The sequence below is a fragment of the Butyrivibrio sp. VCB2001 genome, from assembly GCF_000423965.1.
Lineage (GTDB): Bacteria > Bacillota > Clostridia > Lachnospirales > Lachnospiraceae > Butyrivibrio.
Window position 1 is genome coordinate 18438 of the sequence record NZ_AUIZ01000020.1, and the last position, 26425, is coordinate 44862.

Below are 26425 nucleotides of genomic sequence, written 5' to 3' on the forward strand. Positions count from 1 at the left end.
GTTTATCCATCATGCCCGGAGCAAAAAGTTCAACCGCAAGAGATATGACAAGCGGTTCAATAATAAAACAGATACTTCTTTTTTCACTTCCCTTAATGTTCGGGAATATATTCCAGATGCTGTACAACACCGTGGATTCCATTGTGGTGGGCAATTATGTGTCCACCCAGGCCCTGGCTGCCGTGGGATCCACGACAATGATAATAAACATGCTGGTGTTCTTCTTCAACGGATTCTCTGTTGGCGCCAGCGTTGTGATCTCGCGCTTTTTTGGGGCAAAAGAGATTGACCGCCTCCATACGGCTATCGAGACCACTATGGCTGCGACCTTTATTTTCTGCATAGCCTTTACAATTATCGGAACCAAAGGCGTCGGACCAATGCTAAGGTTCATGGCAACTCCGGATGATGTTTTCGCAGATGCTTCCAAATATCTTACAATCTATTTCCTGGGAATCACTGGGCTTTTAATCTACAACATGGGAAGCGGAATATTGCGTGCCGTGGGCGATACCATAAGACCGCTCTTTCTGCTTATCCTCACCAGTGTAATGAATATCATATTAGACCTCACCTTCGTAAAGGTCTTTCACTTCGGTATCGAGGGCGTTGCCTACGCAACCATTATCTCCCAGTTCATCTCCGCTGCGCTTATCATGTGGCTGCTTCTTCGCACCGATGATATCTACAAGCTGACGTTTAAGGACCTTAGGATAAATCCGGAGATAATGAAGCTGATCGTCCTGATAGGTCTTCCCACAGGTATTCAGTCCGTCATTACCGCCTTTTCAAATGTCTTTGTCCAGTCTTATATCAACTACTTCGGCTCAGACTGTATGGCAGGATGGAGCAGCTACAACAAGCTCGACTCCTTCATAATGCTGCCTCTGCAGAGTATGGCCATGGCCGCCACGACCTTTGTCAGCCAGAACATCGGGGCCGGTAAGGTTAAAAGAGCTGAAGAAGGAACCAGAACGGTTATAATAATGGGCGTTCTGACCACCGGCGTTATCGCCCTGTTTCTCTACATCTTCGCAAGACCCGCCATCAGGATGTTCTCCGCCGAGCAGGCAGTTATTGACTACGGAGCACTGTTCATTCATACAAATGTCTTTTTCCTGATGTTCAACTGCGTTAACCATACGCTGGCAAGTAGCCTTAGGGGTCGCGGAGATTCAACGGGACCGATGGTGATAATGCTGTCGACCTTCGTAGCACTCAGGCAGACCTACCTTTATATCCTGACTCACTACATAGCCAATACGCCCAAACTCGTGGGCTTTGGATACCCTGTCGGATGGATGAGCTGCTGCCTTGTGGAAGTTACTTACTATTTGATTAAATATAAGCTGCTAAAAAAAGGGACGTCTTAAGACGTCCCTTTTCTGTCATATACACGTTTTACAACTATCGCAAGCACAACTCCAAGTATTGAGAGGATAAGTCCTGCAAGTAACCCGGGGGTGTGATATCTTAGCTCTATCTCATGGTAACCTTCAGCTAAAGGCAGCGCGGTGAACATTGTGTTGGCGCGCAGCAGCTCTGTCTTTTTGCCATCTACGTATGCTGTCCAGCCACTAAGATACGGAGTGGACAAAAGCATTATCTTGGGCTCTTCAAGGTTGATATCACCGGTAACTTTGTTTGTCGCAAAGCTGATGGGATTCTTGTGCAGATCAAGGTTCTCCAAAGTATTCTGCGTGAAAGCAGAAAGCTTCTCCTCAAGCCCATCAAGCGGCTGGAACAGCACTTCCATGGAATCATAAGTGTAGGTGCCTGCTCCAAAGGTTATAGTGTAGTAGCTCTTTGGCTCCTGACTGTATCCCATATTGATGATATAGTCATGCCATCCGCTGTAGTTTTGAGATTGTTTGGTCTGATAATCCAATTGCTTTTTGATCTCGGTTCCGTCAGACAGCTGCGTTGAGGCCGTCAAAGAAACAACCATCGTATCCGCATCTATATTCAGATTCTTGAAAAACAGATAGTTCTCAGCATTCTCTCGGCCCTCAAACTCAATGGTCATGTTAGAGCCTGCTTCTGCCTTAAAGCCGTTGTCAAAAAACTCTATTCCCTCAGAAGCTGTGACCTTATAATCAGCAGAGGATGATGTAAATACCGGCTCAGCTTTTTCAAACCTTTCAGCATCCTTGTCATCAAGGACTATTCCGTAAAGCAGAGCTTCCTGCCTCTCTATCACAGACATCTTTTCAAAATCAGATCTTGGGATCACCTTATTGCAGGTTGAGCCATAAGGCAGAGCCCGGTCATTTCTAAAGATCGCAAAATTATACTTGCCATAATCCTCGTAGTAACTATAGGGAACAAAAGCCCTTTCCTCAGGGGTGTTAAATCTTAAGGAGAAGTAATTCACACCGCCCATGAGATTAAGTATGGCCCTGTCATCAAGAGCATAATATGCGTGACTCTCCTGATCGGTTACTCCCATGTCCCTTATATAATCCGACACTCCTCTGTCATCAAGAGACCAGAAAAACTGTGTCGAAGTAATACCATCAAGAAGTGATGCATTCCAGACAAGATTCCTTCCGCTGTACCTGTAGAAATCATTAACAGCATCAAGGCCGTCCTTAGCAGCAGCTTCTTCCACCACCTGAACTTCCGTGCTCTGAAGCTGAAGGTACATATCTTCGGTGGATGCCATGTCCAGATAGTCTCCAACCATGTTGCCGGCTTCAGGAGAATATCCTGCATAGGCGTTCTTGCCGATAAGACAGATCGTCAGTGCAAAAACAACAACCTGTGAGACGGTGATCACTGCGTTCTTAAACTTAAATGACAATTTAGTCGTTAAGCATCTTATAAGATCATCCGTAAATACAGCCATTGCATAGCCTGCAAAAACAGCACAGGCAAAGGACCATCTGTTTGATACAAAAGCAAAGCCCGAGAACACATATCCTGCATAAGGGATGCACAAGCAGACTGCCATAATGACCATAAAAACAGTTGCCTGCCTGTCTCTCTTATCGAAAAATCCTTTATACAGAACAAAGAGCATAGCCGGAATGATGAGTACTGTAAATCCAAGCTGTGTCTCTGCTTCACCATGTATGACAAAGGATATCAGATTGGCTGCAAGCTCTTTATAATACGCGGGAGAATACAGCATCTGAAAAATAATATCCTGATCAGATCTTGAATTGTGCATAAACGCAAACAGGACCGGAAGCAGAATGACCATGGACATCATTGTTCCAACAATTCCGCCAAGCAGAAATGTTCCGACAGTCTTTAAAAGAGCCGGGAAGTCTTTTCCATACAGGAAAAATGCCCTTACGATGCAATAGATCACTGTCAAAAGAACTATCAGATAAAAGAAATAGAAATTGTTTATGGCCGAAAGGAAAATAGCAATTATAAAAGTGAGAGGTTTCTTTTCCCTGAAGATCTTCTCTGCTCCCAGAAGTACCAGTGGAAGATAGATCAGTGGATTGGCAAAATACGGATGCCAGGTTCCGTAGTACATAAAGTATGTACCGAAGGCATAGGTGAACATGCCACACATAACGGAAATCCAGGACAGCTCAGGTCTTACGTACCTCAGGTACAAAGAGATGGCTATGCCGGCCAGATAAGGTCTTAAAATAGTGGTGATCTGAATATAAATATAAATATTTTCAACTTTAACAAATACTGAAGGAATGTTTAATATGTCACCGATGGCATAGTACTGAAGTGTAGGATAAATGTCGTTACCATAGCCCATTCCGTAAGAAAGTGTCTGAGGCAAAAGACTCTTTTCCTTGAACAGGTGATATATAAAGCCACGCATCCACTTGGAATTGTAAGCTACAGCTTTTATATACTGTCTCCACGTATCCGCATGGTTTATCAGGAACTTGTTATTCTCAGGAAAGAATCTGAAAACCATGTAGGAAACAAGTATAAAAAGTATCGAATATACTACATACTGCAAAAAGATTTTAGTTTTGGTTGACATGGCAATAAATACTTCTCATTTACCCTTTCGTATAGTTACTTCCGTATGATTTGTAATAGTTGTGACTCAGAACTTCTCCGGTCTCATTATCGTAAGTGATTATCTGGATATCATAATCAAGTTTTGAATCATCATAGAGATAGTTGGTATCAGGATCTTCATCGGCGTACAGAAGTCTGAACAGATGCTCCACAGGGATGTAATGCAAAGTTCCAATACTGGTGCTGACACCATCCAGTACTTCCTGGCCACTCGCCTCATATACTTTGCCTGATGCAACATCATTGATCATGATGTATGGTCCATCAGTATGGTATATCGTCGGCGTTACGGTAAAATTATGTATCAGCCTCTGCATCTGATTGTCGCCAAAGGCCTGTGATCCGTCGTTGATATAAAGGATCGTGCTGACATCACTCTCGGTAAGGTAATCAAGCTGCTGATAAATACTGGAAGAATTGAGCTCCTTGTCTACGATGCTGCTGCGGAACGCCTCAGCGCTTTTCTCCCAATCGCTGTAAGCCGGATCGCCTCTGTGATCAGGAAGATCTCCGGACTCTGCGATGATATCTCCTATACATTCGGTAGCCTTGATAGCCCCCAGTGCATTCATATGCCCTGTATCATTAAGGTCCGTATAAAGATCAACAACACCCATTTCCTGCATGTTGATAAAAGGAACTCCGTACTGATCGCAGATGATCTGCGCGCTGTCGATAGCTCTTTTATCATCAGTTGTTGCGCTGCAGGTAAGGAAAGTCACATAGATGTCTATTCCCCTGCGCTGGCACTCATCGATTATCTTGCGAAGATATTCCTCTCCGATCGTGTGTCCGCCAAGACCGTTCTTGTCCTCGGGGGCAGGATAAATTCCGGGAGTCAGCTCAATGCCATATCGCATCTCTGCTCCGAAAAGATTGTTCTTGTCCGCATGTCCGAAAAGAGTCTTGTAATCATTGCTGTCAAGCTCTTCCCACCTGTTATGGTACACATAGAAGTCTGCGAGGAACTGCTTCTGTATCTCAGGGTCCTTGATAAGGTCTTTTACAATTGCAATCTTGAGCTTATCAAGTGGCCAGCAGTCCATGTTAAGGTGCAGCTGCGAAATAGAACTCTGTCTGTCCGCATCGGAATAGCTCTCATCCATCTCATCCAGATACTGATAATTCTTCTGAAGCATGAATGAATCGACAACTACACACTTGGGATTACAATACTGAAGTGCCTCGATGAGCTCCCAGTAAGTAGCCTGCATTATTGATCCGTGTCCGCCCATGTTGTAGGATGTGATCCCGTGCTTCTCATATAAAACCGCAGGATTGAGTGCGTTGATAACATGGGAAGATCCCATGAACAGAACATCAATCTGATCCGATTTTTCAAAAAAGCTCTTATATTTATATTCACTTTCCTTGCTGCGTAACACAACTGTTGCAGCAAACACGCAGACAAGCGTGACACACAGAAATGCTATTGTTTTTATAATGCTTGAAATCTTAATCTTCATTTGATCCCTCAGAACTGTTGATATATAAAACTAGACGCATTGTATCCTGCGCCCCATATTCCAAAGATAAGAATTGCCAGAATAGCTCCGATCATAATGATCCAGCGATACCAGATGCTCTGGCTTAAGATCTTATCCCTGATCTCAATGTCTTTGAAGTTCAGAATATCCATTGCTATCAGCAGGATAAGACTGATCATTGTAATCTTAAAGTCACCCTGAGTAAATCCATAGCCAAGCAGCGACTGGTCTGTGAAAACCCATGGGGTAAATTCAAAGCTCTTTTTAATGATGACTACAGCATGCTCAAGAGATGATGCCCTAAAGAATACCCATGCCAGATTAACAAAGAAGAACGTGAGGATTGTTTTGATGGTTCTGTGAGAGAGGCCCTCCCTGTCTATCTTCAGCAGTTCTACGATCTTGTCCCTTACAGGCATTGTGATGTATCCAAAGACCTGATACAGAGCATGAAGCAGTCCCCAGATCAGGAAGGTAAGAGCTGATCCGTGCCAGATTCCGCTGACTATAAAGACAATGATAATATTGAGATATTTCCTGAATGTTCCCTTTCTGTTTCCGCCAAGAGGAATGTAAACATAGTCTTTAAGCCATGTTGAAAGAGATATATGCCATCTTCTCCAGAACTCCGCAACGGACTTAGCCATATATGGGCTGTCAAAGTTCTTCATTACATCTATTCCGAGTATTTTAGCTACTCCGATGGCGATGGACGAGTATCCTGCGAAATCGCAGTAAATCTCAAAAGAATATAAAACAGTTGCGATAGCGACTATTGTTCCCGGACAATTCTCCGGAGCGTTATAAACGCTACCCACATAGATTGCAAGCCTGTCTGCGATAACAAGCTTTAGAAAATACCCCCACAGGATCTGCAAAAAGCCATCCCTCATCCTGTCAAAATCCACTGTGACAGGATATGCAAACTGGGGCAACATATTTCCCGCTCTCTCTATAGGTCCACTGATAACCTGCGGGAAGAAAGAGACAAATAATGCCAGCATAAGCGGATTGTGCTCAGCCTTTTCATCTCCTCTGTAAACATCAACCAGATATCCGATTGACTTTAACATGTAAAAAGAAATACCGATGGCGCCAAGTATCTTGCCGCTTCTGAACACAAGCATAGCTGCAACTTCAATTGTCACAGCCAGTGCCAGTATAATCGCAGATTTTTTGGATGCAGGCTGATCGGCACCTGATGATGCCTTCTCGATCAAAAGAGCTGCAAAATAAGTTATTACTACAGTTCCTGCCATAACAGCTGCAGCCTTCACATCAATACTTATGTAGAACGCTGCACTGATAACAAGAAGCCATATATATCTGAACTTGCGCGGGATAATGAAATTTACGATTGCCGCAAAGGGCAGAAAAATCAAAAAGCCTAAAGAAACAAACTGCATATCTACAATACCTTTTTCCGGTTAATCATTAAAACAACAGCCTAATTATACTTTAGCAGCACCTATTTGTATAGTTCCGCCAGCTGCTGTTTGCTCCTGGCGCTCTTAGCCGCCGGGTGAGAGCTGTCGATGGACACACCATTTGGAAGAATCTTTTTGGCCGAAACTGCCATGTCCTTGGTCAGACTCTTTAGCTGCTGCGTGATATCTACATCAGCATCCATTCCTATGGATAAGATCTCAGGAACAAAGCCGAGTGTTGCTGAGGTGTACCAGTCGCCGTCGAACTTGTTGGCATCCTTTTTTACGTTGGTCACACGGGAGTTTTTCTTGTTGGTCAGATATGCGATAACAAGATCTCTTTCAGGGTCTATCATGACAATGGTTCCCGTCCAGCCCTGATGGCCGAAGGTCCCTGATTCTGACTGCGTTCCAAAGTACCATACTCTCTGGTTCTCACCCTGTCTCCACCAGCCAAGTCCCCAGTTTGCTGCATCCTCTTCTTTTGGTGAAGTAAACATATCTATAATATTCGGGGAAAAGAAGCTTAGCTCGCCGTAGCCTCCTGTAAGCATCACAGAAGCAAGCTTTGCAAGGTCTGTGGCGTTGGAGAAAAGCCCTGCATGTCCACTTATTCCATCCATGCTGTAAAAGGCTTTTTCATCGTGAACTTCGCCCTGAATGGTCTCAGTCCTGTACCCCTCAAAGTTAAGGAGTCCGTCCCTGGTATTACCGTTTAACTCCGTTGCTGCGCAGTCATCTTTTGAAAAACCATTTCTTAGCGGATTGTAGGTTATATGTGTAAGACCCATGGGCTCGTAAAAGGTCTTTTTAAGATAAGTATCAAGGTCTTTTCCCGTCACCTTCTCAACCACAAGTCCAAGGATCATGTAGTCTGCGTCGGAATAAACTGTCTTGGTTCCCGGCTCGTAGTCAAGAGGCGTCCTGCAGATCATTTCAACGGTTGCCTGCTTGGTCTCTTCAGAGGGCACATTTCCTGCAAAAAGCGGATTCTCGGGATAGTCCTCTCCGGGTTTTAAGCCATCCTTGTATAGCTTTGGTGCGCAGTACTTGGGGTCTGCAGGGAATCCTCCCTGGTGCTTTAAAAGCTCTCTTATGGTAAGCTCTGACTTCCACTTCTTGAGCGTATCAAGATCAATGAGGCTCGCAGGATCCTTGGGGTCGCCCTTGGAATCGGTGGTTACCTGGATGGTTTCTGTAACAAACTCATCCCCTAAGAACTTCGTGATCTTATCATCAAGATCCACTTCGCCATCCGTGACGAGCTTCTGTATCGCATAGTTTACGGAAAACATCTTGGTCACGGATGCAAGGTCATATAGCGTATCCGTTGTGACATTCGGACTGTCTGTATTCGGAAGTCCGTTTGGCTGGTAAGTATTGGTCTTGCCCCAGGCGTTTTCATAGACCAGTCTTCCGTTTCTTACAACGGCGAGCTGAGCGCTGGTAAAGCCGTTCTCGATGTCAGTCTCTATAAGGTCTGAAATGAGCTTCAGAGCCTCAGGGTGAATGCCTTCCTCCTCAGGAGTTCCGGATATGACTTCCGGGTAAGGAATGCCTACGATCACAGCCTCTTTTTCGCTTGAAGGAACGATGTTTGAGACCTGCACCGTGTTCTCACCGTTCTTGGTAACGGATGAAATGTCTATCCTCCAGTCGCCAAGTGAGGTTATCTCCTGCGTATCTACGGGCGTTCCGTTTACAAACATATCAAAGCTCTCAACTTTACCCGATATGGTTAAAAAGAGCTCTCCCTGGCCGTGGTAACCTTTGAAACTATACATGCTGTTCATGGCAAGGGTGTTGTCGGTATAGCCTTTCCAGTCGGGAAAGCTGACCCTTATGGGGAGCTTCGGTGCAGAGCCGGCTACAAGCTCTGGTTTAAGCGGGCCTTGCGGCGCTTTTACTTCTTCGGTTTTCTCTGATTCTTTTTGCTCAGCCGGAGCCTGGGCTTCCTGAGCCTGCTGCTGTGGCTGGTCAACACTATCTTGCACCTCTGCCTCCGGCTGAAGCGTTTCTATTTGGATACCTGCCGGGGCGTCCTCTATGTCTTTTGTCCCACAGGCTGCAGTGCTAAAAGCCAGTACTGTAGCGGTTGTGAGAGCAATCAATTGTCTGTATTTCATTAAACCCAGCCTCCGTAATTTACTAAATATTAATTATAAATACACCCCGACCTGATATGCAAGTCGGGGTGTATTCATCGTGTGTAGGATGTATTTGGATGTAATTAGTTGTCTTTCTTTGCGGATTCTTCGCGAATCTTTTCCTGTCTTCTTCTGTAGTACTCTTCTACTGAAACACCTGTGATAGATGCAAGGATAACAAGTATCCACCATGGGAAGCCCTTCTTGGCCTCCTCAGGAATTGATGATGAAAGAGCTACTCCTTCGTCCTCAATTGCTACTGTATCAACGATGGTCTTTTCTTCCTTCTCAGGAGAGATTGTCTCAGAAGCATCAACGATTGTTGCATCAACTGCTTCGCCTGTACCAACCTCAGTAGCTGATCCGCCTCTGCCTGCGCCAAGAACTGCTGTAGGAGCTGCTGCCTCTACTGTTGTTGCAGCTGCTGTGTTTGTTGCTGCTCTTGCAATGTTTGTGATGAATGTATCATCAGTATCATCATCAGCGTTATCATTCTGCTCATAATATGTTGAAGGAATAACAACTCTGAAGCTGCCGTTTGCCAGTGCCTCTACTGCTGCATCAGCGTATCTCTGTGCTTCATCTGCATTTGTCTGTGCATCTGCTGCATCCTTAGCTGCTGCCTTGTATGCATCATTTGCCCTATCGTAAGCTGCCTGAAGTGCATCAACTGCTTTTGCGTTAATACCTTCCTGAGCCTTGAGCTCTTTGAGCTTCTTAGCCATTGCCAGAACCTTATCATAAGCGTTCTTAACCTTAGCAAGCTTATCCTGAGCTGCATCATTTGCATCCTGAGCTGCTATAAGGGCATCTGCTGCGTTTGCTGCTGCTCTCTTCTTAGCTGCTTCGTTTGCATCTGCAAGATCTGCTGCGAGATCAGCAACATACTTGTTAACCTCAGCGAACTCTACATATCTGTCAGCATCATCCTTCTGGCGCTGTGCCTTATTGCGCGCTACTGTTGCATTGTAAAGATTATAGTACTTGGAATTTCTCTCAGCCTTAGCCTGCTCAAGGGCAAGGTATGTATCAATTACATCTGCCTCAGCATCTGCCAGTTCAAGGCCGGTTCTGATAACTTCAGCTGCTGCCTTCTCAAGCTCTTTCTGAGCCTTTGCGAGATTATCTTTAGCTGCCTGAAGCTTGAAGTAATCAACAAATTCTGTTGCTGCGGCTTTTGCGAGATCTTCAAGAGCCTTCTCTACTTTATCCTCTGCATCAGACTTAGCTAAATTAGCATTGTCAGCAATAGTCTTCTTGTTATTTCTGTCGATAACAGCATTATCATATGCTGTTGAAGCACGGCCTGCTGCAATAACTGCATCATCATACTCGCCCTGTGCTGCTGCCTGCTGAGCAACTGCTCCGTTCTCTCCATTGAGAGCGATATTGGCTAATCTCTGCTCTTCCTGTGCTGCTTCAAGCTGAGAATTTGCTGTACTGAGGCCTGTGTTTGCATTATTAAGATTACTGTTTGCTGTATTCCATGCTGTCTGTGCTGCTGCCTGCTGAGCAACTGCTCCGTTCTCTCCGTTGAGATTAGCATTGGCTACAGCCTGCGCAACGGTTGCATTTGAAAGTCTTCCATTTGCAGCATTAAGTGCTATCTGTGCATCAGCGAGTGCTGAGTTTGCACCATCAAGATCTGACTTGGCTGTCTCAAGTGCACTGTTCTTCTGGCTAAGAATTCCCTCTGCTCTTGTTACAGCTGCCTTGGCATCATTAAGTTTCTTCTCTGCCTTCTTTGCTTCAGGTGAGTCTGCTCCAAACTCTGCAACTGTCTTGTTATATTCTGACTGGAGACCATCTACAATGCCTTCCTTCTCAAGGAGGGTCTTCTTTGCTTCAGTTACCTTGTTAGCTGCATCGTTGTATTTATCTACAGCTGTGTTATATTCCTTTTCTTTTCTGCTTACTTTTCCTCTTGCGTCTGCAATAGTCTGATCTGTGAACTTGAATGATGACTCATAGAACTGGGTCTCGTAGTAGTAAGGGGTTGTCTCGGTTACGAGTTCTTCTTTATATTCAGTCTCGTATACAGGTGTATCTTTTCGAACAATAATGCTTCCCACATATTCTTTAGAATCATAAGGTATTATTCCAAACCATTTCTTCTCTATTGTATAGTATGATCTAAGAATATAACCATTCGGATAATTTATATCATCATAATTAAGACCACTAAACACTGAAAGTTCACTGACATCAAGCTGTCTACCGGTTTGAATGCCGTCACCCCTAGCCGTTAATTTAGGTACATAATACAAATCCTCATAACCAACTAATTTATCATAAGGAACCTGACCCATCTTTTCTGTCTCTTCCTGGATAACCAGCCAGTGTGAAGAGAGATCAAGATTATTATAGTTTTCCTTCTCCTCTACAGTGTATGAGAATGTCTTTGTATGCTCCTTGCCTTCAGCATCTTTGTAAACAGCAACAAACTTATCGCCCTGCTGGGTAACAGAGATGTCTTTCTTCTCAAAGCCTTCCTCATAGAGTTTGAAGATTATAAGATTCTTGGCAAGCTTATCATCAGCTTCTTTGATTTTTACTTCATCATTAACCCTGTAGCCGTCCTTGTCTCTCCTGTCGAACTCTTTAATTTCTTCCTTTTCAATCTTCTTTACTTCAACAATGAGTTCAGCTTTTTCGAGATCATTCCTGGCATTCTTAAGGGCAGTATCAGCGTTAGTCTTAGCTTGTTCCTTCCTGCCTAGTTCTTCATTGGCGGTCTTGAGCTTGCCATCTGCAGTCTCTACTGCACCATTAGCTGTATTAAGCTCACTCTCTGCCTTTGTCTTAGCCGCATTTGCCTTATTAAGTGCCTCAGTTGCCTTATCAAGGGCCTCTTTTGCTGCTGCAAGCTCTTCTGAACCGGCTTCGTACTCTGCTTCTGCCTTTTCATAAGCTGCCTGCGCTGCATTCTTCTCATTAAGTGCTGCCTGTGCTGCCTGATCTGCTGTATCAAATGCTGCCTTCTTACCATCTCTGTCAGCTACTGCCTTATCATAATCTGCCTGTGCCAGATCTGCTGCTTCCTTTGCAGTATTATAAGCACTCTGTGCAGTGTTTACATCGCCCTGAGCTGTTTCAAATGCGCCTGCTGCCGCTGTCTGAGCCTGCTGTGCTGCAATAAGCTCTGCATTTGCAGCTTCAAGTTCAGCAGTTCTGGTTGTAACCAGTCTATTGGCATTTGTCAGATTAGTATCTGCAGTATCAAATGCACTCTGAGCCGCCTCAAGTGCAGTTGTTGCAGATGTTACTGCGCCTTCAGCAGTTGTAACTTTTGAATCAGCAGTATCCTTATCACCCTGAGCAGCTGTAAGAGCTGCGTTTGCAGCTGCAAGCTCGGAAGTTTCTCTCTCAAGTGTAGCAGCTGTTGAATTCTTTGTAGCCAGTGTGCTGCTTACAAGAGCTTCAGCAGTAGCCAGTTCCTTCTTTGCTGTCTTAGCTTCATCAGATTTTTCGCCATACTTTTTGATTGCATCCTGAAGATCAGACCATGCCTGCTGTCTCTTTGATACTGCATCGTTATATGCATTCTGGGCTTTAACCTTCTTTCCTAAAGCCTCGTTGTATTCTCTTGTCTCTCTCTTAACATCATCTACAGCATTCTTGAAGTTAGTTGCTGCTTCATTTCTTGCTTCGATTGCGTCGTTAAGATCTTCTTTAAGGTCGGAAACCTTCTGCTCAGCTTCCTGAACATCTGTCTTTGCCTGATCATACTTTGTCTGTGCAGCGTCAACCTTATCCTGGAGGTCAGATGCAACCTGCTCTGCTCTCTCAAGCTCTTTTGCAGCATACTCTGCATTCTTATCAGCAACATCAGACATGTATGTTGCCCAGTTTGCGGCTGCATCAGCATTTGCCTTTATTGCCTGAGCCCATGCAAGATCCTTGCTTGCAGATCTGGCTGCCTTCTTAGCCTTATCAAGAGCTGACTTAGCGTTCTCAAGCGCTTTTTCTACATCGCCGTCAAACTTTGCATCGTCATCTATTGTAATGTTTCCGTCCTTGTCAACTGTTCCGAGGCCGTACTCTACAACTATTTTTTTAAGTTCTGCCTGTGCATCAGCAACTGCTTTCTCTGCAGCCTCTTTTGCCTCAGTAGCATCATTAAGTTTCTCTTCTGCAGCGTCAAGGTCAGCCTTTGCATCATCTGCTGCCTTCTGTGCTTTTTCAGCTTCTGTCTGTGCCTCATCTGCTGCTGACTGTGCCTTGTCAGCATAAGTCTGAGCATCTGCCTTTGCTGCGTTTGCTGCTGCCTGTGAGCTGTATGTAGCATTTGCTGCGCCGATAACATCCTCTGCTGCTGACTTAGCTACTGCCTCATCCTCTATTGTTACAGTAACTGCTTCAGCTGCATCCTCTGCCTTATCCTCTGCATCATTAGCAGCTGTCTCAGCAACAAATACTGAGCCTTCTCCGGTTGCTTCTTCATATGTATTAACTGCTTCAGTAGCTGCCTTATTCAGCTCATCATAAGCAGTAACTGTCTCTTCAATTTTTCCAAGTGCTTTTTCAGCCTTCTCAAGCTTGTTGTCAATTGCACTCTTCTTTGCTTCCTGCTCACCTTCCTGAATAGTAGCCTGATCCATAGCATCGGTAACTGCTTCCTGTGCAGTATCGATAGAATCAGTAACCTCTGTATTCATAGAAGGTGTTTCCTGAGTAACTTCCTGAACATCTTCTGTTGTAGGGTTCTGTGGAAGATCCTGCGAATTATCAGGGTTTGCATCATGAGCAAACGCTGTAACGGGCTGGAGCGCCATGCTTGCGCTAAGTCCGATTGTAAGTGCTTTTAAAATCTGCTTGTCTAATGTATTTCTCTTCATAAATCTTAATCCTCACACGAATTTTTATCTTTAAACTAATTATTGTTTCCTATATATAAAAGAGCTTTAAGCCTCAGCCTCAATACCGATCTGCTGGAACAGATAACCGAGTACTTCGTTTGTGAATTTCCTTGATGAGAATGCTACAGTTCTTTTACCATCTTCCATCTCATCTTCTCTGACAACGTCTGCGTACATGATAAGTGTCTCAGCTACAATGATCACATCCTTGCCAAGGAGCTTTGGTGTATCTCCTTCAACATCAATTGCAATTCCCAGAGGGCTGATGTTCTTAACCTGTCCGTAGTACTTTTCGAGTGTCTCTCTGTCTACGATGATGCTGTTTGCAGTGTAGGCTACTCGGTTTATTTTTCTTCTTTCTTCCATGAATTTGCTTCGCTCCTTTTCCATCAAAAAAGTCGTCTTCAACTACATCCAAAGAAGACTATAATCATAAATTCAATCATGTGCAACAGAAATTCAGTAGTTTATGATTTATTTCAGTATTGGTTTATAGTCTTTAGATTCTGTTTATATATTGAGAAGTTTTTTCATTTATAAATATTCCATTAAACATAATCTCAAACATAGACATTCACTATTCCGTTTCATATACTGTATGTGTAACCATGTGTTTTTTGTATATTTATGAGGGCAAAATCATGGCAAAAACAGATACAAAATCAAAATCAACAAGGAACTTTTTCACCGGCCTGACCCCTAAGCTTCTTGGGCCAATCATTCTTATCATCGTTTTTCTGATCATCACCCTTGTTTCTACCCAGATACGTACCATTAAGATCAAGAATGACCTTGGAGTTCTTCAGGATCAGACAATCATAGCCATGGAGATCGCTGAGGATATCAGATACTATGGTCTTAATACCTGCGAACTCTTTACAGATATGTCCGCAACTCACGACCGTGAGGTACTTGCGGAAGTTGAAGAAGTAAGAGACAGCATCTATTCCTGCTTTGACCAGATGAAGAGCGTCAAGCCCGAGACTGCTGCAACCATGAACGAGCTCAAGACCTCATATGATGCTTTGTATTCCCTCTGCTCGCATATGGCCGATGAGTATATTGATGTAGGTATTGATGCTGGAAATGTAGTTATGGAAGAGGTGGATGGCGCCACTGAGGCTTTCTCCGAAAGAGTAGATGCCATGGTTGAAGAAATGGAGAACGATGTAGAGAGCGAAGTTGCAGCCATAAACAAGGCCCAAATCTCCATGGTTACAACAAATGTAATTCTCTCCATTATCAATATCCTTCTTGCTATATGGATCGCAGTTGTTGTAATAAGACAGGTTCTTAAACCTATCCTTAAAGTCAGCAGCGCAATCTCAATCCTGTCACAGAGAGATCTGACCGCGGATAAGATTGATATCAATCAGAAAGATGAGATTGGCGATCTTTCAGAAGCTTATAACACTCTTCTTGAATCCACCCGTGAGATCATGGGAGATCTTTCAACATCTACCGACAAGCTCGGCGGAATGTCTGATGAGATGAGCAAGAACTCCGATACGATCGTTAAGAACGTCAACGAGATCACCGGAGCAGTGAACAACGTCGCTGAAACTGCCGGCGAACAGGTACAGGATATCAATGATTCCATGAAAGAGATTGATAATCTCAGAGACATCATCAGGCAAAACGAGACTACATCCGAGAATCTGTCAAAGGCCAGCAGCGAGATCGGTGAAGCAAGCAAGGCCGGAACCCTCGTAATGAACGATCTTTATGACATAACAAAAGAGAGCGAGAAATCCTTCTCAGAGATATTTGACAGCATTAACAGCATCAACGAGAGTACCACCAAGATCGGACAGTCTTCCGAGATGATCCAGAGCATCGCATCACAGACCAATCTTCTTTCACTCAACGCTTCCATCGAGGCAGCAAGAGCCGGAGAAATGGGAAAAGGCTTTGCGGTTGTTGCCGATGAGATCAGACAGCTTGCAGAGAATTCTGCAAACAGTGCCAACGAGATCACTCAGATGTTAAAAGAGCTGCAGGCTAACGTTGACAACGCAAACCAGCAGAGCGACAGCGTAAAAGAAGCCGTTAATCGCCAGGTACAAGGCGTTGATGATGCCAGAACAAAATATCAGGATATTTCCGACAACCTGGAGATCATCGAAAAAGAAGTTAAGAGCCTTGGCGAAGTAAGCAGATCCATGACCGACAGCTGTGAGAAGGTCGGAACAGCTATGGAGCGCCTGTCAGAAGCAGCCCAGACCAATGCTGCTGCCACCGAGGAGACAAACGCATCAATTCAGGAGGTTCTTGCACTTGTTAACGTCATTTCAAACGGATCCTCAGATATCAACTCTCAGTCCGGAGAGCTTGATGAGATCGTTAAGAAATATAAACTATAAAATGACACCTTAATATAAAATGTCCCCTATTATGCAAGAGTTGTTTTCACTATTCTTGTATAAGAAGGGGACTTTTTTATTATGTTTAAAAAGAAATATTTAGTTTTATTGGGGCTTGTTGCATTTACAGGACTTTTTGTGGGATGCGGGAAGAATAATATGGAGATCAAAGATTATCACACTGATATTTTGGGAGAGAATGTTTATATCTTTACTCCTGAAGATGAACAGACCAAGATACAGGAAACACTTGATAGGATTTACAGTGTTCAGGAAACTGCTCAGTTTGAAGATAACAGGTACGCAGTTTATTTTATGCCGGGAACTTACAATGTTTCCGCTGATGTCGGCTTTTATACTCAGCTGTCCGGGCTTGGGGTTCTACCTACTGACACTAAGATAGCTGCGGCCAATACCTATGCCAGATGGCTGTCGAATCCGCAGAATCTGCACAATGCAACCTGTAACTTCTGGCGCAGTATTGAGAATATTGAAATGCAATCAGATACAGTATGGGCTGTGTCCCAGGCCACAGATATGAGAAGAGTTCAGGTTGACGGAAATCTCACTCTTCATGATGATTACGGCTGGGCCAGCGGAGGATTCCTGGCAGACTCAAAAGTTACAGGATTGGTGGATTCGGGAACCCAGCAGCAGTGGCTTTCAAGAAACAACAGCTACAGCTCATGGACCGGCCAGAACTGGAACATCGTGATGCTGGGTGATGCGCCTTTAGGCGTGCCTGATAAGACCTGGCCTGAAGCTTCCTATACTGCTGTTTCACAGACGCCTATAATTCGTGAAAAGCCATTTCTTGTATATGACGAGAAGGATGGACTTGGAGTTTTTGTTCCGGAGTGGAAAGAAGAAAGTATGTCTTTTGCCTGGGAAGGTGATGCTCCGGAAGGGAAAGTCCTGCCTCTTAACGATTTCTATGTGGCAAAAGAGAATGTGGACTCGGCTAAGAGTATTAACGAGGCGCTGACGGATGGAAAGAATGTTCTATTTACACCGGGAATTTATGAGCTTGATGAGGCGCTTAAAGTGCAAAAGTCAGGAACAATTCTTCTTGGAATGGGGCTTGCAACGCTGCGCTCTGCTGCCGGGAATGAATGCGTTGTTTCTGAAAATGCTGATGATCTGATTCTGGCAGGGCTTCTGTTTGATGCCGGAACTGCAGAGTCTGAGAATCTGGTTTGCCTCGGGGCCAAGGAGGGGGCTAAGCCTTCTCTGATTGCAGATGTGTATTTCAGAGTAGGCGGGATAGCTTCAGATGAGCCTTGCAAGACAAAGGCCTGCATCACAATTGATCTTGATAATGTAGTTGGCGATAACCTCTGGGTTTGGAGAGCCGACCATGGTGATAATGTGGGTTGGGATCTGAACACCTGCGAGAATGGCATTATTATAAACGGCGATCATGTCACGATGTATGCGCTGATGGTGGAACACTTTAACGGTTATCAGACCATGTGGAACGGCAATGCGGGAACATGCATCATGTACCAGAGCGAAGTTCCTTACGATGTGCCGGACAGGGGACAGTGGATCAATCCCGACGGCAAGAGATTCGGATATGCTTCGTTTAAAGTTGCGGAAGATGTCAGCTCTTTTAACGCAGCAGGACTTGGAATATATTTGTACAACAGAGATAATACCATTCCGATGTACTGCGCCATGGAAGTTCCCGACGTAGAGGGCGTGCATGTGCACAATGCAATTACCGCGTATCTTAACGGATTCCCGGGCATGAAGTGTGTCATCAATGAAGCCGGCGACTCACTTCTCAGTGCAGGGCAGACTGCGAAGGTGCTGGATTATGAAAACGGACAGTGGAGGTAGACTCCGCTGTCCGTTTTTGATTGCTTATATATGTCAGAACTGCCAAGGCAGATAGGCAGCGATGACAGCCAAAACTACTGCCGGGAGCATGTTTGCTACTCGCAGTTTCTTGCCCCAGACGAGGTTGATTCCTACGCAGAAGATCAGGATTGAACCAATCAGCGAGAGGTAGTTTATTGCCAGATCAGTCATAATGGGCGAGATGAGTTTTGCAAGAATTGTTATGGTTCCTTCGAAGAGGAATATGGGAATTGCGGAAAATGCACTTCCCTTTCCCATGGATGATGTCATCATGACTACGATGATGAAGTCCAAGACTGACTTGATGGCAAGCGTCGTATAGTCGCCGAGAACGCCGTCCTGGATTGCTCCGACGATGGCCATGGCTCCTATGCATATGGTGTAGTGGTCCTCTCTTAGTTTTTTGGGTCCTTTCGTCATGTCCCGGGGGTTGTAACCTACCATTCTGCCACAAATTTCAGCTTGAAGTAGTCAGCCGCTTGTGCATATCCATACTTTGTTACGGTATTTTAAGAGTTTTTCTTCTGATACAGCAATCACTTAGACCCCCATCTTGTATTCGTTACTGTATTTTGAGCTTTTTTGTTCTGATACATTAGCCCTTAGCGAATCTCTATGTCTTCCCTTACGGTAACCATGAAGTTTTTGTTCTGTTACAGTAGGTCTTAGTGAATCACTCCGTTTTCCCTTACGGTAATCATAAAGTTTTTGTTCTGTTACAGTAGGCCTTAGTGAACCACTCTGTCTTCCCTTACGGTAATCACGAAGCTTTTATTCTGCTACAGTAGGCCTTAGTGAACCACTCTGTCTTCCCTTACGGTAATCATGATGTTTTTGTTCTGCTACAGTAGGCCTCAACGTATCGTCCATATTCCCTTACGGTATTTTTACAGTTTCCCCTCTGGGGCAGTAATGCTCCATGCTTCTAGCAACCTATCCATGTTCCAGGCTGCATTTGCAGGGCTGGTTGATGGAAGGCAGATGGCAGGTCTTTTGATGACCGGCTCAGTATACTTCTCGTAATACTTGAGCGCTGTCTTGCCGTTGACGTAGATTGCTCTGATATCTGCCATGTCAAGAATAACCGAAAGGTCATTTGCAACAACGTTACTGATGCTGGAGTCCGATGATCCAACGATGTCGCAGGACTTTATCACATCCCACAGCGCAATATGATTTCTTAGCAAAAGAGCTTTCTTCTCCTCGATACTCTTCGGCTCTTCTTCGCAAAAAACCGCAGATATCACTTTCCAGAATCTGTTCTGCTTATGCCCATAAAAGAAGCCTTCCTCCCTGGATTTCACAGAAGGAAAACTTCCTAGGATCAGTATCTTGGAATCCTTGTCATAAACAGGTTTAATTGGGTGTATTACCATTTTCATATCCCCACATCAATATTCATAGAACTCCAGCGCAAACAGGATCGCCAGAATTGAAATGCCGTCCTTGGTCCTGTTTTTCTTCAAAAGCTCTTTTACCTCTGAAACAGGCATCCACTGCTTGTAAGCAACTTCGTCCACATCCTGAATGCTGTTTTCGGTATCGACTTTTGCAGCAAATACATGTGCTGTGCAGTCTGACATTCCGTTAGTCGGATTCTGTGAGCACAGGAATTTCAGGTCTTTCAGAGTGCAGCCGGTTTCTTCCATAGCTTCTCTTCTGGCCGCTTCCTCTTTTGTCTCACCATCCTCAATTCGACCTGCAGGAATCTCCCACTCAAGCCTGTGAACAGTATATCTCTTTTCCCGGATCATCAGTATCTCATTCTTCTCGTTGAATATAACGATGCTGACTGCCTCGTGCGGATAGTGGATCTGATGATACTTATCGATCACATGGCCACTGGGGAGCTTCACCTTGTCGGTGTAAAGACATACGTAGTCACTTTCGTAAATGGTTGTCCGCTCAAGTCTTTCAGGGAGCACCACATTTGCATCATCCATAGTTTCTTTCTCGGACTCTGCAGTCGCATTCTTATCGCCCGTTTCCGGCTCTTCAGTTGCGCACATTACTACGCCTGTTGATTTATGAATGAAGAAATATCCGTCTTCATCCATTTTCGACTGAACGCGTTTGTAGAAAGACTCTTTGTCGCTATTTACCAGCTTACTAGCCTCCTCGGAATAAGAAGCCACATAATTAAGGATCAGCTCTTCGTCCGGCACATAAAGATCATTTTTCTGTTCTTCAACTGACATTACATTAAAATAAGGTGCAAGCTCTTCCTTGGCAGTCTCAAGCCAAATGTCAAATCCACTTGAAGGATACTTCACGCTTGGATAATACTCATTTATAAAATCGTGGAGCTCGCGCATGTGCTGCTGCCCGATCAGGGTACAGGAGAATCTTCCGCCCTTTGCAAGCAAGCTCTTAATTTTTTTGTACAATTCAAGTCTGCTCTCTCGCGCCACATGATAGAGCATATGGTTGGCCATTATAAGGTCAAAGCCCGATGTTGGATAAGAGAAATCCGCAGCATCGCGCTTCTCAATCATGAAGCGAAGGTTCTTTTCAGGATATTTATCCAGGATCTCCTTTGCCACATTTCTTGCACTTGCAAGCATTCCATCTGAGTAATCCACCAGATGAATTTCAAGATTATTAGGTAAAAGATCTGCCACCCGGCTCCAAAATGTTCCGGCTCCGCAGCCAATGTCCAGGATCTTCATTCCGGCTTTTATCTGTTCCCTCTCGAAAAGCCAGTGAAACCACTCGGTATCGGCAGTGCTGTAATCATGAATGGATATTCTCTTTTTCAGGTTAGTGTCGCTCTTGTACTGCTCAATGACTTCTTTCCTGTATCTTGTAAGCTCGATGACATGGCGGAGATTGTCCCAAAACTCCTCATCTCCGGAATCATTCGTTTTCCTTATGGCATCGATCAGTCTTGTGATGTGCTCTTTCTTATCCAGAAGCAGCGCTTCCTGTTCCTTCAAGGATTTCTGCATGTCGGAGCTGTCATCTCGCATCATCTCAGATATCTGCTCCAGCGAAAAATCCATATACTTGAGCATCAGGATCTTCTGCAAGCGGACAACGCTGTCCTCGTCATAAAGCCTGTATCCGGCTTCGGAGTACTCACAGGGCCTGAGCAATTTCTTTTCATCATAGAATCTTACAGTACGCGCAGAAACACCAAGTTGTTTAGCCAATTCCCCAGCTGTATACCTCATCTTTCATACCTCTCCTTGTCCTGTTTTTTCTGATTCTATGCCTTTACGTTACGTCAAAGTCAACACTTTAATTTATAGCTGTGCTGTTGCCAAGCTGCTTCTGCAGTTTCTCGTAGAAACCTTTGTAATATGCGATTCGCTCAGCCCAGATTTTTTCTGCTGTTTTGGTGCCAAGCTCCATTTGCATCGCTTTCCCCAGCTTCTTAATCCTGGTGTTTACGAAATTAACCTTTTCTTCAAAGCTCTTTTCCAGGAATTTCTCATAGACAAGGCCTTCGTGAATACGGTATGCGTCAAACCTGTCGATGTTGTCAGCGTCCCCTACCGACAGCGCAAAAGGAGTTCTCTCTCCCTCAAAATCAGCCTTGTCGTCAACATGAATCGCAATTCCATAGCACATGTCATTCACCCTGTCTTCAGGCAGGCCAAGCTCCAGCAGGAATGGACGCGCTATCTTGGCAGCGTTTCTCCCGTGGTCCTTCCAGCCATCATCATCGAAGTCCTCGCAATAAGACACATCATGCAAAAGACATGCTATCACCATCTCAGTTACATCAAAGCCTTCCTTCTCGGCGATCTCTTTTCCTATATTTGCAACCCTGTATGAATGCTCAAGCCTGTAGGCCTTCTCATCCGGATGGTCTTTGAAATATGCGCTATTGTCGAATTTCTGCTTGAGGAAATTCTCGGTCTTAGTTATAAGGTCTGTGTTCATGTCACTGCTCCCCAACTGTTTTTTCAAAACTTCAAAACCATGTAGATATCATCACTGTATGAGCCGTCATCATATTTGTTGGCGTTAGGCATGCGTCCGCACTCCTTGAAGCCAAGGCTCTCGTACAGATGATATGCCTTGTCGTTGCCGCTTACGACTGTTAGCTCTGCCTGCTCGTAGCCGCAGTCTTTTATCTTTTGGATCAGCCTCTCGAGCATCAGTCTGCCAAGGCCGAAACCAGTATACTTCTGGAAAAGAGCTATTCCGATATCCGCTCTGTGTCTGGCTCTTCTACTGCTTCCTCTGCTGGTAAAAGAGCAGTTTCCTGCATATACGCCATCTACAAAAGCGCACATTACAAGTTCATTATCCGACTCGTTGTGGCTCTTAATGAATTTGATTTCATCTTCTGTTGTGTACTTAACTTCGTCCGGATTAACCAAAAGAAAATTTGTCTCTCCGCATACTGTCTTAAGATAATCTATGAGCATGTCAGCTTCATCTTCATGTGCACTGCGCAGTACAATTTCTCTTTTCCCCAAAGTATACTTTTCTTCTTCAAAGATCATTGTTGTTCCTCCATATGTCTGCCATTAAATTCCATATACTGCCACTCCTACTACTGCTGCGATGCATATGAGTCCTATTGGTGATATGCCGTTTTTCCTTATCCTTCTCGCGCCGTAATATACTACCGCGAGGCCACATGTTATGAGGATCGCTGTAACATCGATACCGTTTTCATTCATAAAACCGCAGTTGCCAAGAATCATGTATGCTCCGGTCGCCAGAATGACACCGATAACACAGGACTTAAGCCCCGTAAGTATTGCCTGTGCGTAAGGGTTCTTTAATAAATTCTTTGCAAGCCCCAGTATGATCAGTATTATGAAGAACGCAGGAAGCACGACTGCTGTCGTTGCAATCACAGCACCCAAGAGTCCGCCTTTGTTGCTTCCGATATATGTAGCCAGGTTCACCATGATGGGACCGGGAGTACTCTCGCTGACAGCTATCATGTAAGAGATCATCTCATCATCCATCCAGCCGTGGGCCAGCACTACATCTCTGATAAGCGGAATTGCTGCATACGCACCTCCAAAGGAGAACAGTCCGACTTCCAGAAATCCAATCAAAAGATCAAGGTAGATCATACCTGTCCCTCCTTTCTCCTGAGCTTATCAATCTGAAAAAAGGCCAGACTAACAAGCGCTGCAGTCAACATAACAACTATGGATGACAGATGGATTTTCAACACATTTATAAGCATTAGTACAACAAAAGATGCAGCAAGAATTCCCATTTGCAAAGGCTTTTTTGGCATCTTCTTTATCATCTTAAGCGCCGCATCAAGAATCAATATCCCTACTGCAATCTTAATTCCCTGAAAAGCATGAGCAATCCATGTGATTTCCAGAAATCCTTCAAGGAACATAGATATAGCAAAGATTATGATAAAAGAAGGCAATACCACACCGAAAGTCGCCAGAATCGCTCCCGGCACCTTTGCTTTTTTGTAACCCACAAATGTGGCACAGTTTATCGCTATCGGCCCAGGCGTCGACTCAGCAATAACCGTGACATTCATCATCTCATCATGAGTGATCCATTTTTTCTTTTCCACGCAGATGTTCTCAATGATCGAGAGCATCGCATACCCTCCGCCGAAAGTAAAAAGTCCGATCCTTACGAAGGTCAAAAATAATTCAATAAGTATAGGCATGGGTACGATCTTTCTATTATTTTTCCAATTAGTTTTTACATACTCTTCTATAGTACAGGATGGCAACAAAAAAGAGAACCGTATTGCTACGATTCTCTTGTCTTTGCTCCCATGTTCTTTAATTCTTTTTTGCGGTCATACATCATATGATCCGCTCGTTCAAACAGATCATGTACCTGTTCATCATTCGGCTGAAGCGTTGTATAACCGATAGAAACAACAGGCTCATTTGTCTTGATGTTCTCTTCCACCTGCCTGTTAAAGTCGGCAATTGTTTCATCTTTGGTATCATAGCCTTTTCCTGACAAAAGAACTACGAACTCATCACCACCGGTTCGGTAGACCGAACCATGGCTGAAAACATTACAGATAAGAGAACATGCGTCTTTGATAAGTTTGTCACCGGCAGCATGTCCCTGCGTATCATTGACATACTTTAGACCGTTTATATCACATACTATAAGTGCCAGCTTATCGACAGCGCCTTCGCGAATCCAGCTGTTTAGCTGGGCTTCCGTCTCCATGTAAGCATGTTTGTTTCTGACTCCCGTAAGCGAATCAGTATTTGCCATGCTCTTGAAAGCTTTGCTGTTTTCTTTTTCTTCTTTCAGTTTATCGTTGGCGATACGCCTCATCATGTAGAATAATAAAGTCGAGAATAAAGAAGCCACTACAAGGATGAATATTATTTGCCTACGATTAGCAGTAAGACTCTTTTTGCTGATCTCCTGAAACTGATCCTGAATAACACTCTCGCGAATCATTACAACCAGTTCCCATCCGGTGTCAGGCACAGGTTCATAGAATATAGTATCTACTACATCATTTATGGTAAAAGTCAGAGTTCCTTTTTTACCATTCGCAAAATCATCGCGAAATGAATTACTCTTCCTCGGATACATTCCCGTTTGTGGCATCAAAAATGTTTTTTGTTCCAATAAATTGGCCAAGCTCTGTTTCTGATATATTTCCGCCATTTTCCGAATACAGCGCAAAATGTGTACTTTCCTGATCATCAAAAGCAAGCAGACCAACTATATCATTGATATCTATCTGGACAAAACATGCTTTAAACTGTTTGCCCATTATCTTGATATCTATCGGGATTGCCAGACACAGATCCTTGGATGAACCATAACGAAAAACAGTGCTTATCATTCTGCCATCCAGGGTCTTATTCGCAAGGAAAGGATGTCTGCTACGGCCGGTATACGTGGTGTACTGGGTATAAACTATATCTTCCTCATCTACCAGAGCAAAACGGCTAAGAGACAAAAGGTTCTTCATTCTACCAATAGCAGCTCTAAGATCCTCCTGGGATTCTATCTGCTCATCATCTATTACGCTTACAGCCTTCTCCATGTAGTCAAAATTATTGTTGATCAGGTTTGTAATTGTCTTGGCACGTCTGTCTGCCATCGATTCGAGATAAAAAGCACTGACGGCAGAAACTGCCTGATTTGTAGACTCAGTAGCCTGCTTATAAGCCCAATAAGTATTGGCGATCAGCATTATCAAGATAAGAACACCACCTATCGCCGCAGTTATAATTACTGCCTTTTCAGTAATCTTCCTGCTCTTCATTGCGTAACATCTCCATACAAGACTTCAAGCATTGGTTCTGCATCTTCCTGATAAATTATAGTTGTACTTTCATCAGTCTTGTCAGGGAAAAGATCTCCCGGCAGATTTCCATCTGCAATCTTAACCGCGACTTGCAACGTATCAAATCCAATTGAATAACAATCCTGTACACCAAGGCAATAGATAACACCATCCTTGAGATAATGGAGCGCCTCCTGATCATGGTCCATTCCCACAATCACTGCGCTGCTTCCAAGCTCAGTTACTGCTCTTGCTGTTCCGACAGGATTACTCATATTGCAGCATACAAAACCTGCAATATCCGGATTGTCCCCAAGCATCTGCTTAGCCAGATCGTATGCCAGATCAATGGAGTCCTGGTCATACTCAACTGCAACTATCTCCATATTTTTATATTTGGCAATAGTGTCTTTTGCTCCCTTTGCTCTGTCTTCATGGCAAGGAGCTCCGTTACTACCAACCAGGATTCCCACTTTGCCCTTGTAACCAAGTTTTTCACAAAGTGCTTCTGTTAAATCTGCTCCGTCCTGATAGTTGTGGGTATTTCCGACGTAAGCAATCCTCTTGCAATCAGGAGCTGCATCAGAGCTGGAAAACGTCATGACCTTGTTGCCTGCAGCAACCATTTCGTCCAGTACAGGAGATATCTTCTCCTCATCTGCCACATCCACTCCGATTACATCATAATCACCTTTCTGCGCCTCTAATAATCTTTTGGTCTGATCTTCATAAGAAGCTGCATCCGGAGCCATATACTCATAAGTAACGACTATACCCTTATCAAGATATTTTTGCTGAGCATCCTCCATTCCAAGCGCAACAGCGTCCCACCATGGATGGACTATCTTGTAAGTAAAGTAGAAATTATATCTATTCTTAGCCGGCACATAATCATCGAGGCTATGCTCAAAATCTACAACGTCCTCGGTATCGTCCGCTTTTATCTCAGTATCATTGGAATATCCACTACTTGTACCTGCAATCACAAGACAAAATGCTACGATCAGAATCTTGCGAAATATATTATTTATCTTCTCGGACATAACATACCTCCTAAA

The 26425-nt window shown here is 44.2% G+C and carries 19 protein-coding genes; 3 read left to right on the plus strand and 16 right to left on the minus strand.

The features are described 5' to 3' along the window. Positions 1–11: 11 nt before the first annotated feature. A complete protein-coding gene (locus G589_RS0114980) occupies positions 12–1373 on the plus strand; it encodes an MATE family efflux transporter (protein WP_026522690.1) in 1362 nt (453 codons plus the stop codon). On the opposite strand, the gene G589_RS0114985 is transcribed toward G589_RS0114980, so the two are convergent. The 6 genes from G589_RS0114985 to G589_RS0115010 form a co-directional block, all read right to left on the minus strand. After that, a complete protein-coding gene (locus G589_RS0114985; protein WP_026522691.1) occupies positions 1370–3964 on the minus strand; it encodes a YfhO family protein in 2595 nt (864 codons plus the stop codon). The genes G589_RS0114980 and G589_RS0114985 overlap by 4 nt on opposite strands. 19 nt (positions 3965–3983) lie before the next feature. Continuing rightward, positions 3984–5471, minus strand: a complete 1488-nt coding sequence (locus G589_RS0114990; protein WP_026522692.1) for a hypothetical protein — start codon at positions 5469–5471, stop codon at positions 3984–3986. An 8-nt stretch (positions 5472–5479) separates the two neighbouring features. Continuing rightward, a complete protein-coding gene (locus tag G589_RS0114995) occupies positions 5480–6898 on the minus strand; it encodes an MBOAT family O-acyltransferase (RefSeq protein WP_026522693.1) in 1419 nt (472 codons plus the stop codon). Positions 6899–6960: 62 nt separating this feature from the next. Next, a complete protein-coding gene (gene pbp4b / locus G589_RS20175) occupies positions 6961–9045 on the minus strand; it encodes a penicillin binding protein PBP4B (RefSeq protein WP_051192429.1) in 2085 nt (694 codons plus the stop codon). 104 nt (positions 9046–9149) lie between these two features. Further along, a complete protein-coding gene (locus G589_RS0115005; protein WP_026522694.1) occupies positions 9150–13904 on the minus strand; it encodes a hypothetical protein in 4755 nt (1584 codons plus the stop codon). 66 nt (positions 13905–13970) lie between these two features. Beyond that, on the minus strand, positions 13971–14291 hold the full coding sequence (locus tag G589_RS0115010) for a PilZ domain-containing protein (RefSeq protein WP_026522695.1): 321 nt from the start codon (positions 14289–14291) through the stop codon (positions 13971–13973). 275 nt (positions 14292–14566) lie between these two features. Here G589_RS0115010 and G589_RS0115015 point away from each other — a divergent pair, with 275 nt between their 5' ends. Continuing rightward, entirely contained in the window at positions 14567–16288 is a 1722-nt protein-coding gene (locus G589_RS0115015) for a methyl-accepting chemotaxis protein (protein WP_026522696.1), read from the plus strand. A gap of 81 nt (positions 16289–16369) precedes the next feature. Further along, a complete protein-coding gene (locus G589_RS20180; RefSeq protein ID WP_051192431.1) occupies positions 16370–18130 on the plus strand; it encodes a glycosyl hydrolase family 28-related protein in 1761 nt (586 codons plus the stop codon). Positions 18131–18163: 33 nt separating this feature from the next. On the opposite strand, the gene G589_RS20185 is transcribed toward G589_RS20180, so the two are convergent. The 10 genes from G589_RS20185 to G589_RS0115070 all read right to left on the minus strand — a co-directional run bounded on the left by G589_RS20185 (position 18164) and on the right by G589_RS0115070 (position 26410). Continuing rightward, positions 18164–18571: a DUF554 family protein gene (locus G589_RS20185; protein ID WP_242826460.1), complete on the minus strand. Its 408-nt coding sequence runs from the start codon at positions 18569–18571 to the stop codon at positions 18164–18166. Positions 18572–19038: 467 nt separating this feature from the next. Continuing rightward, the gene (locus G589_RS0115030; protein WP_081669076.1) at positions 19039–19527 is read right to left on the minus strand and encodes a DNA-deoxyinosine glycosylase; all 489 of its coding nucleotides are present in this window, start codon (positions 19525–19527) and stop codon (positions 19039–19041) included. Between the two features lie 15 nt (positions 19528–19542). Then, the gene (locus G589_RS21700) at positions 19543–21324 is read right to left on the minus strand and encodes an NUDIX domain-containing protein (RefSeq protein ID WP_081669077.1); all 1782 of its coding nucleotides are present in this window, start codon (positions 21322–21324) and stop codon (positions 19543–19545) included. Between the two features lie 67 nt (positions 21325–21391). After that, the gene (locus G589_RS0115040; RefSeq protein ID WP_035776251.1) at positions 21392–22039 is read right to left on the minus strand and encodes an HD domain-containing protein; all 648 of its coding nucleotides are present in this window, start codon (positions 22037–22039) and stop codon (positions 21392–21394) included. 23 nt (positions 22040–22062) lie between these two features. Further along, entirely contained in the window at positions 22063–22608 is a 546-nt protein-coding gene (locus tag G589_RS0115045) for a GNAT family N-acetyltransferase (RefSeq protein ID WP_026522700.1), read from the minus strand. A 24-nt stretch (positions 22609–22632) separates the two neighbouring features. Further along, positions 22633–23193, minus strand: a complete 561-nt coding sequence (locus tag G589_RS0115050; RefSeq protein ID WP_026522701.1) for a chromate transporter — start codon at positions 23191–23193, stop codon at positions 22633–22635. Further along, positions 23190–23762: a chromate transporter gene (locus tag G589_RS0115055; RefSeq protein WP_026522702.1), complete on the minus strand. Its 573-nt coding sequence runs from the start codon at positions 23760–23762 to the stop codon at positions 23190–23192. Before G589_RS0115055 ends, G589_RS0115050 begins: the two co-directional genes overlap by 4 nt. Positions 23763–23848: 86 nt before the next feature. Beyond that, positions 23849–24664 carry a sensor domain-containing diguanylate cyclase gene (locus G589_RS20190; protein ID WP_026522703.1) on the minus strand — a complete coding sequence of 272 codons (816 nt, stop codon included), beginning with the start codon at positions 24662–24664 and terminating at the stop codon, positions 23849–23851. Next, positions 24645–25346 carry a hypothetical protein gene (locus G589_RS22145; RefSeq protein ID WP_026522704.1) on the minus strand — a complete coding sequence of 234 codons (702 nt, stop codon included), beginning with the start codon at positions 25344–25346 and terminating at the stop codon, positions 24645–24647. The genes G589_RS20190 and G589_RS22145 overlap by 20 nt, the downstream gene beginning before the upstream one ends. Next, positions 25343–26410: a substrate-binding domain-containing protein gene (locus G589_RS0115070; RefSeq protein WP_242826461.1), complete on the minus strand. Its 1068-nt coding sequence runs from the start codon at positions 26408–26410 to the stop codon at positions 25343–25345. Before G589_RS0115070 ends, G589_RS22145 begins: the two co-directional genes overlap by 4 nt. Between the last annotated feature and the right edge of the window lie 15 nt (positions 26411–26425).

Coding starts and splice junctions, on each gene's coding strand:
- G589_RS0114980 (WP_026522690.1), top strand. CDS start 12: ATGCCCGGAGCAAAAAGTTCAACCGCAAGAGATATGACAAGCGGTTCA.
- G589_RS0114985 (WP_026522691.1), bottom strand. CDS start 3,964: ATGTCAACCAAAACTAAAATCTTTTTGCAGTATGTAGTATATTCGATA.
- G589_RS0114990 (WP_026522692.1), bottom strand. CDS start 5,471: ATGAAGATTAAGATTTCAAGCATTATAAAAACAATAGCATTTCTGTGT.
- G589_RS0114995 (WP_026522693.1), bottom strand. CDS start 6,898: ATGCAGTTTGTTTCTTTAGGCTTTTTGATTTTTCTGCCCTTTGCGGCA.
- pbp4b (WP_051192429.1), bottom strand. CDS start 9,045: ATGAAATACAGACAATTGATTGCTCTCACAACCGCTACAGTACTGGCT.
- G589_RS0115005 (WP_026522694.1), bottom strand. CDS start 13,904: ATGAAGAGAAATACATTAGACAAGCAGATTTTAAAAGCACTTACAATC.
- G589_RS0115010 (WP_026522695.1), bottom strand. CDS start 14,291: ATGGAAGAAAGAAGAAAAATAAACCGAGTAGCCTACACTGCAAACAGC.
- G589_RS0115015 (WP_026522696.1), top strand. CDS start 14,567: ATGGCAAAAACAGATACAAAATCAAAATCAACAAGGAACTTTTTCACC.
- G589_RS20180 (WP_051192431.1), top strand. CDS start 16,370: ATGTTTAAAAAGAAATATTTAGTTTTATTGGGGCTTGTTGCATTTACA.
- G589_RS20185 (WP_242826460.1), bottom strand. CDS start 18,571: ATGACGAAAGGACCCAAAAAACTAAGAGAGGACCACTACACCATATGC.
- G589_RS0115030 (WP_081669076.1), bottom strand. CDS start 19,527: ATGGTAATACACCCAATTAAACCTGTTTATGACAAGGATTCCAAGATA.
- G589_RS21700 (WP_081669077.1), bottom strand. CDS start 21,324: ATGAGGTATACAGCTGGGGAATTGGCTAAACAACTTGGTGTTTCTGCG.
- G589_RS0115040 (WP_035776251.1), bottom strand. CDS start 22,039: ATGAACACAGACCTTATAACTAAGACCGAGAATTTCCTCAAGCAGAAA.
- G589_RS0115045 (WP_026522700.1), bottom strand. CDS start 22,608: ATGATCTTTGAAGAAGAAAAGTATACTTTGGGGAAAAGAGAAATTGTA.
- G589_RS0115050 (WP_026522701.1), bottom strand. CDS start 23,193: ATGATCTACCTTGATCTTTTGATTGGATTTCTGGAAGTCGGACTGTTC.
- G589_RS0115055 (WP_026522702.1), bottom strand. CDS start 23,762: ATGCCTATACTTATTGAATTATTTTTGACCTTCGTAAGGATCGGACTT.
- G589_RS20190 (WP_026522703.1), bottom strand. CDS start 24,664: ATGTATCCGAGGAAGAGTAATTCATTTCGCGATGATTTTGCGAATGGT.
- G589_RS22145 (WP_026522704.1), bottom strand. CDS start 25,346: ATGAAGAGCAGGAAGATTACTGAAAAGGCAGTAATTATAACTGCGGCG.
- G589_RS0115070 (WP_242826461.1), bottom strand. CDS start 26,410: ATGTCCGAGAAGATAAATAATATATTTCGCAAGATTCTGATCGTAGCA.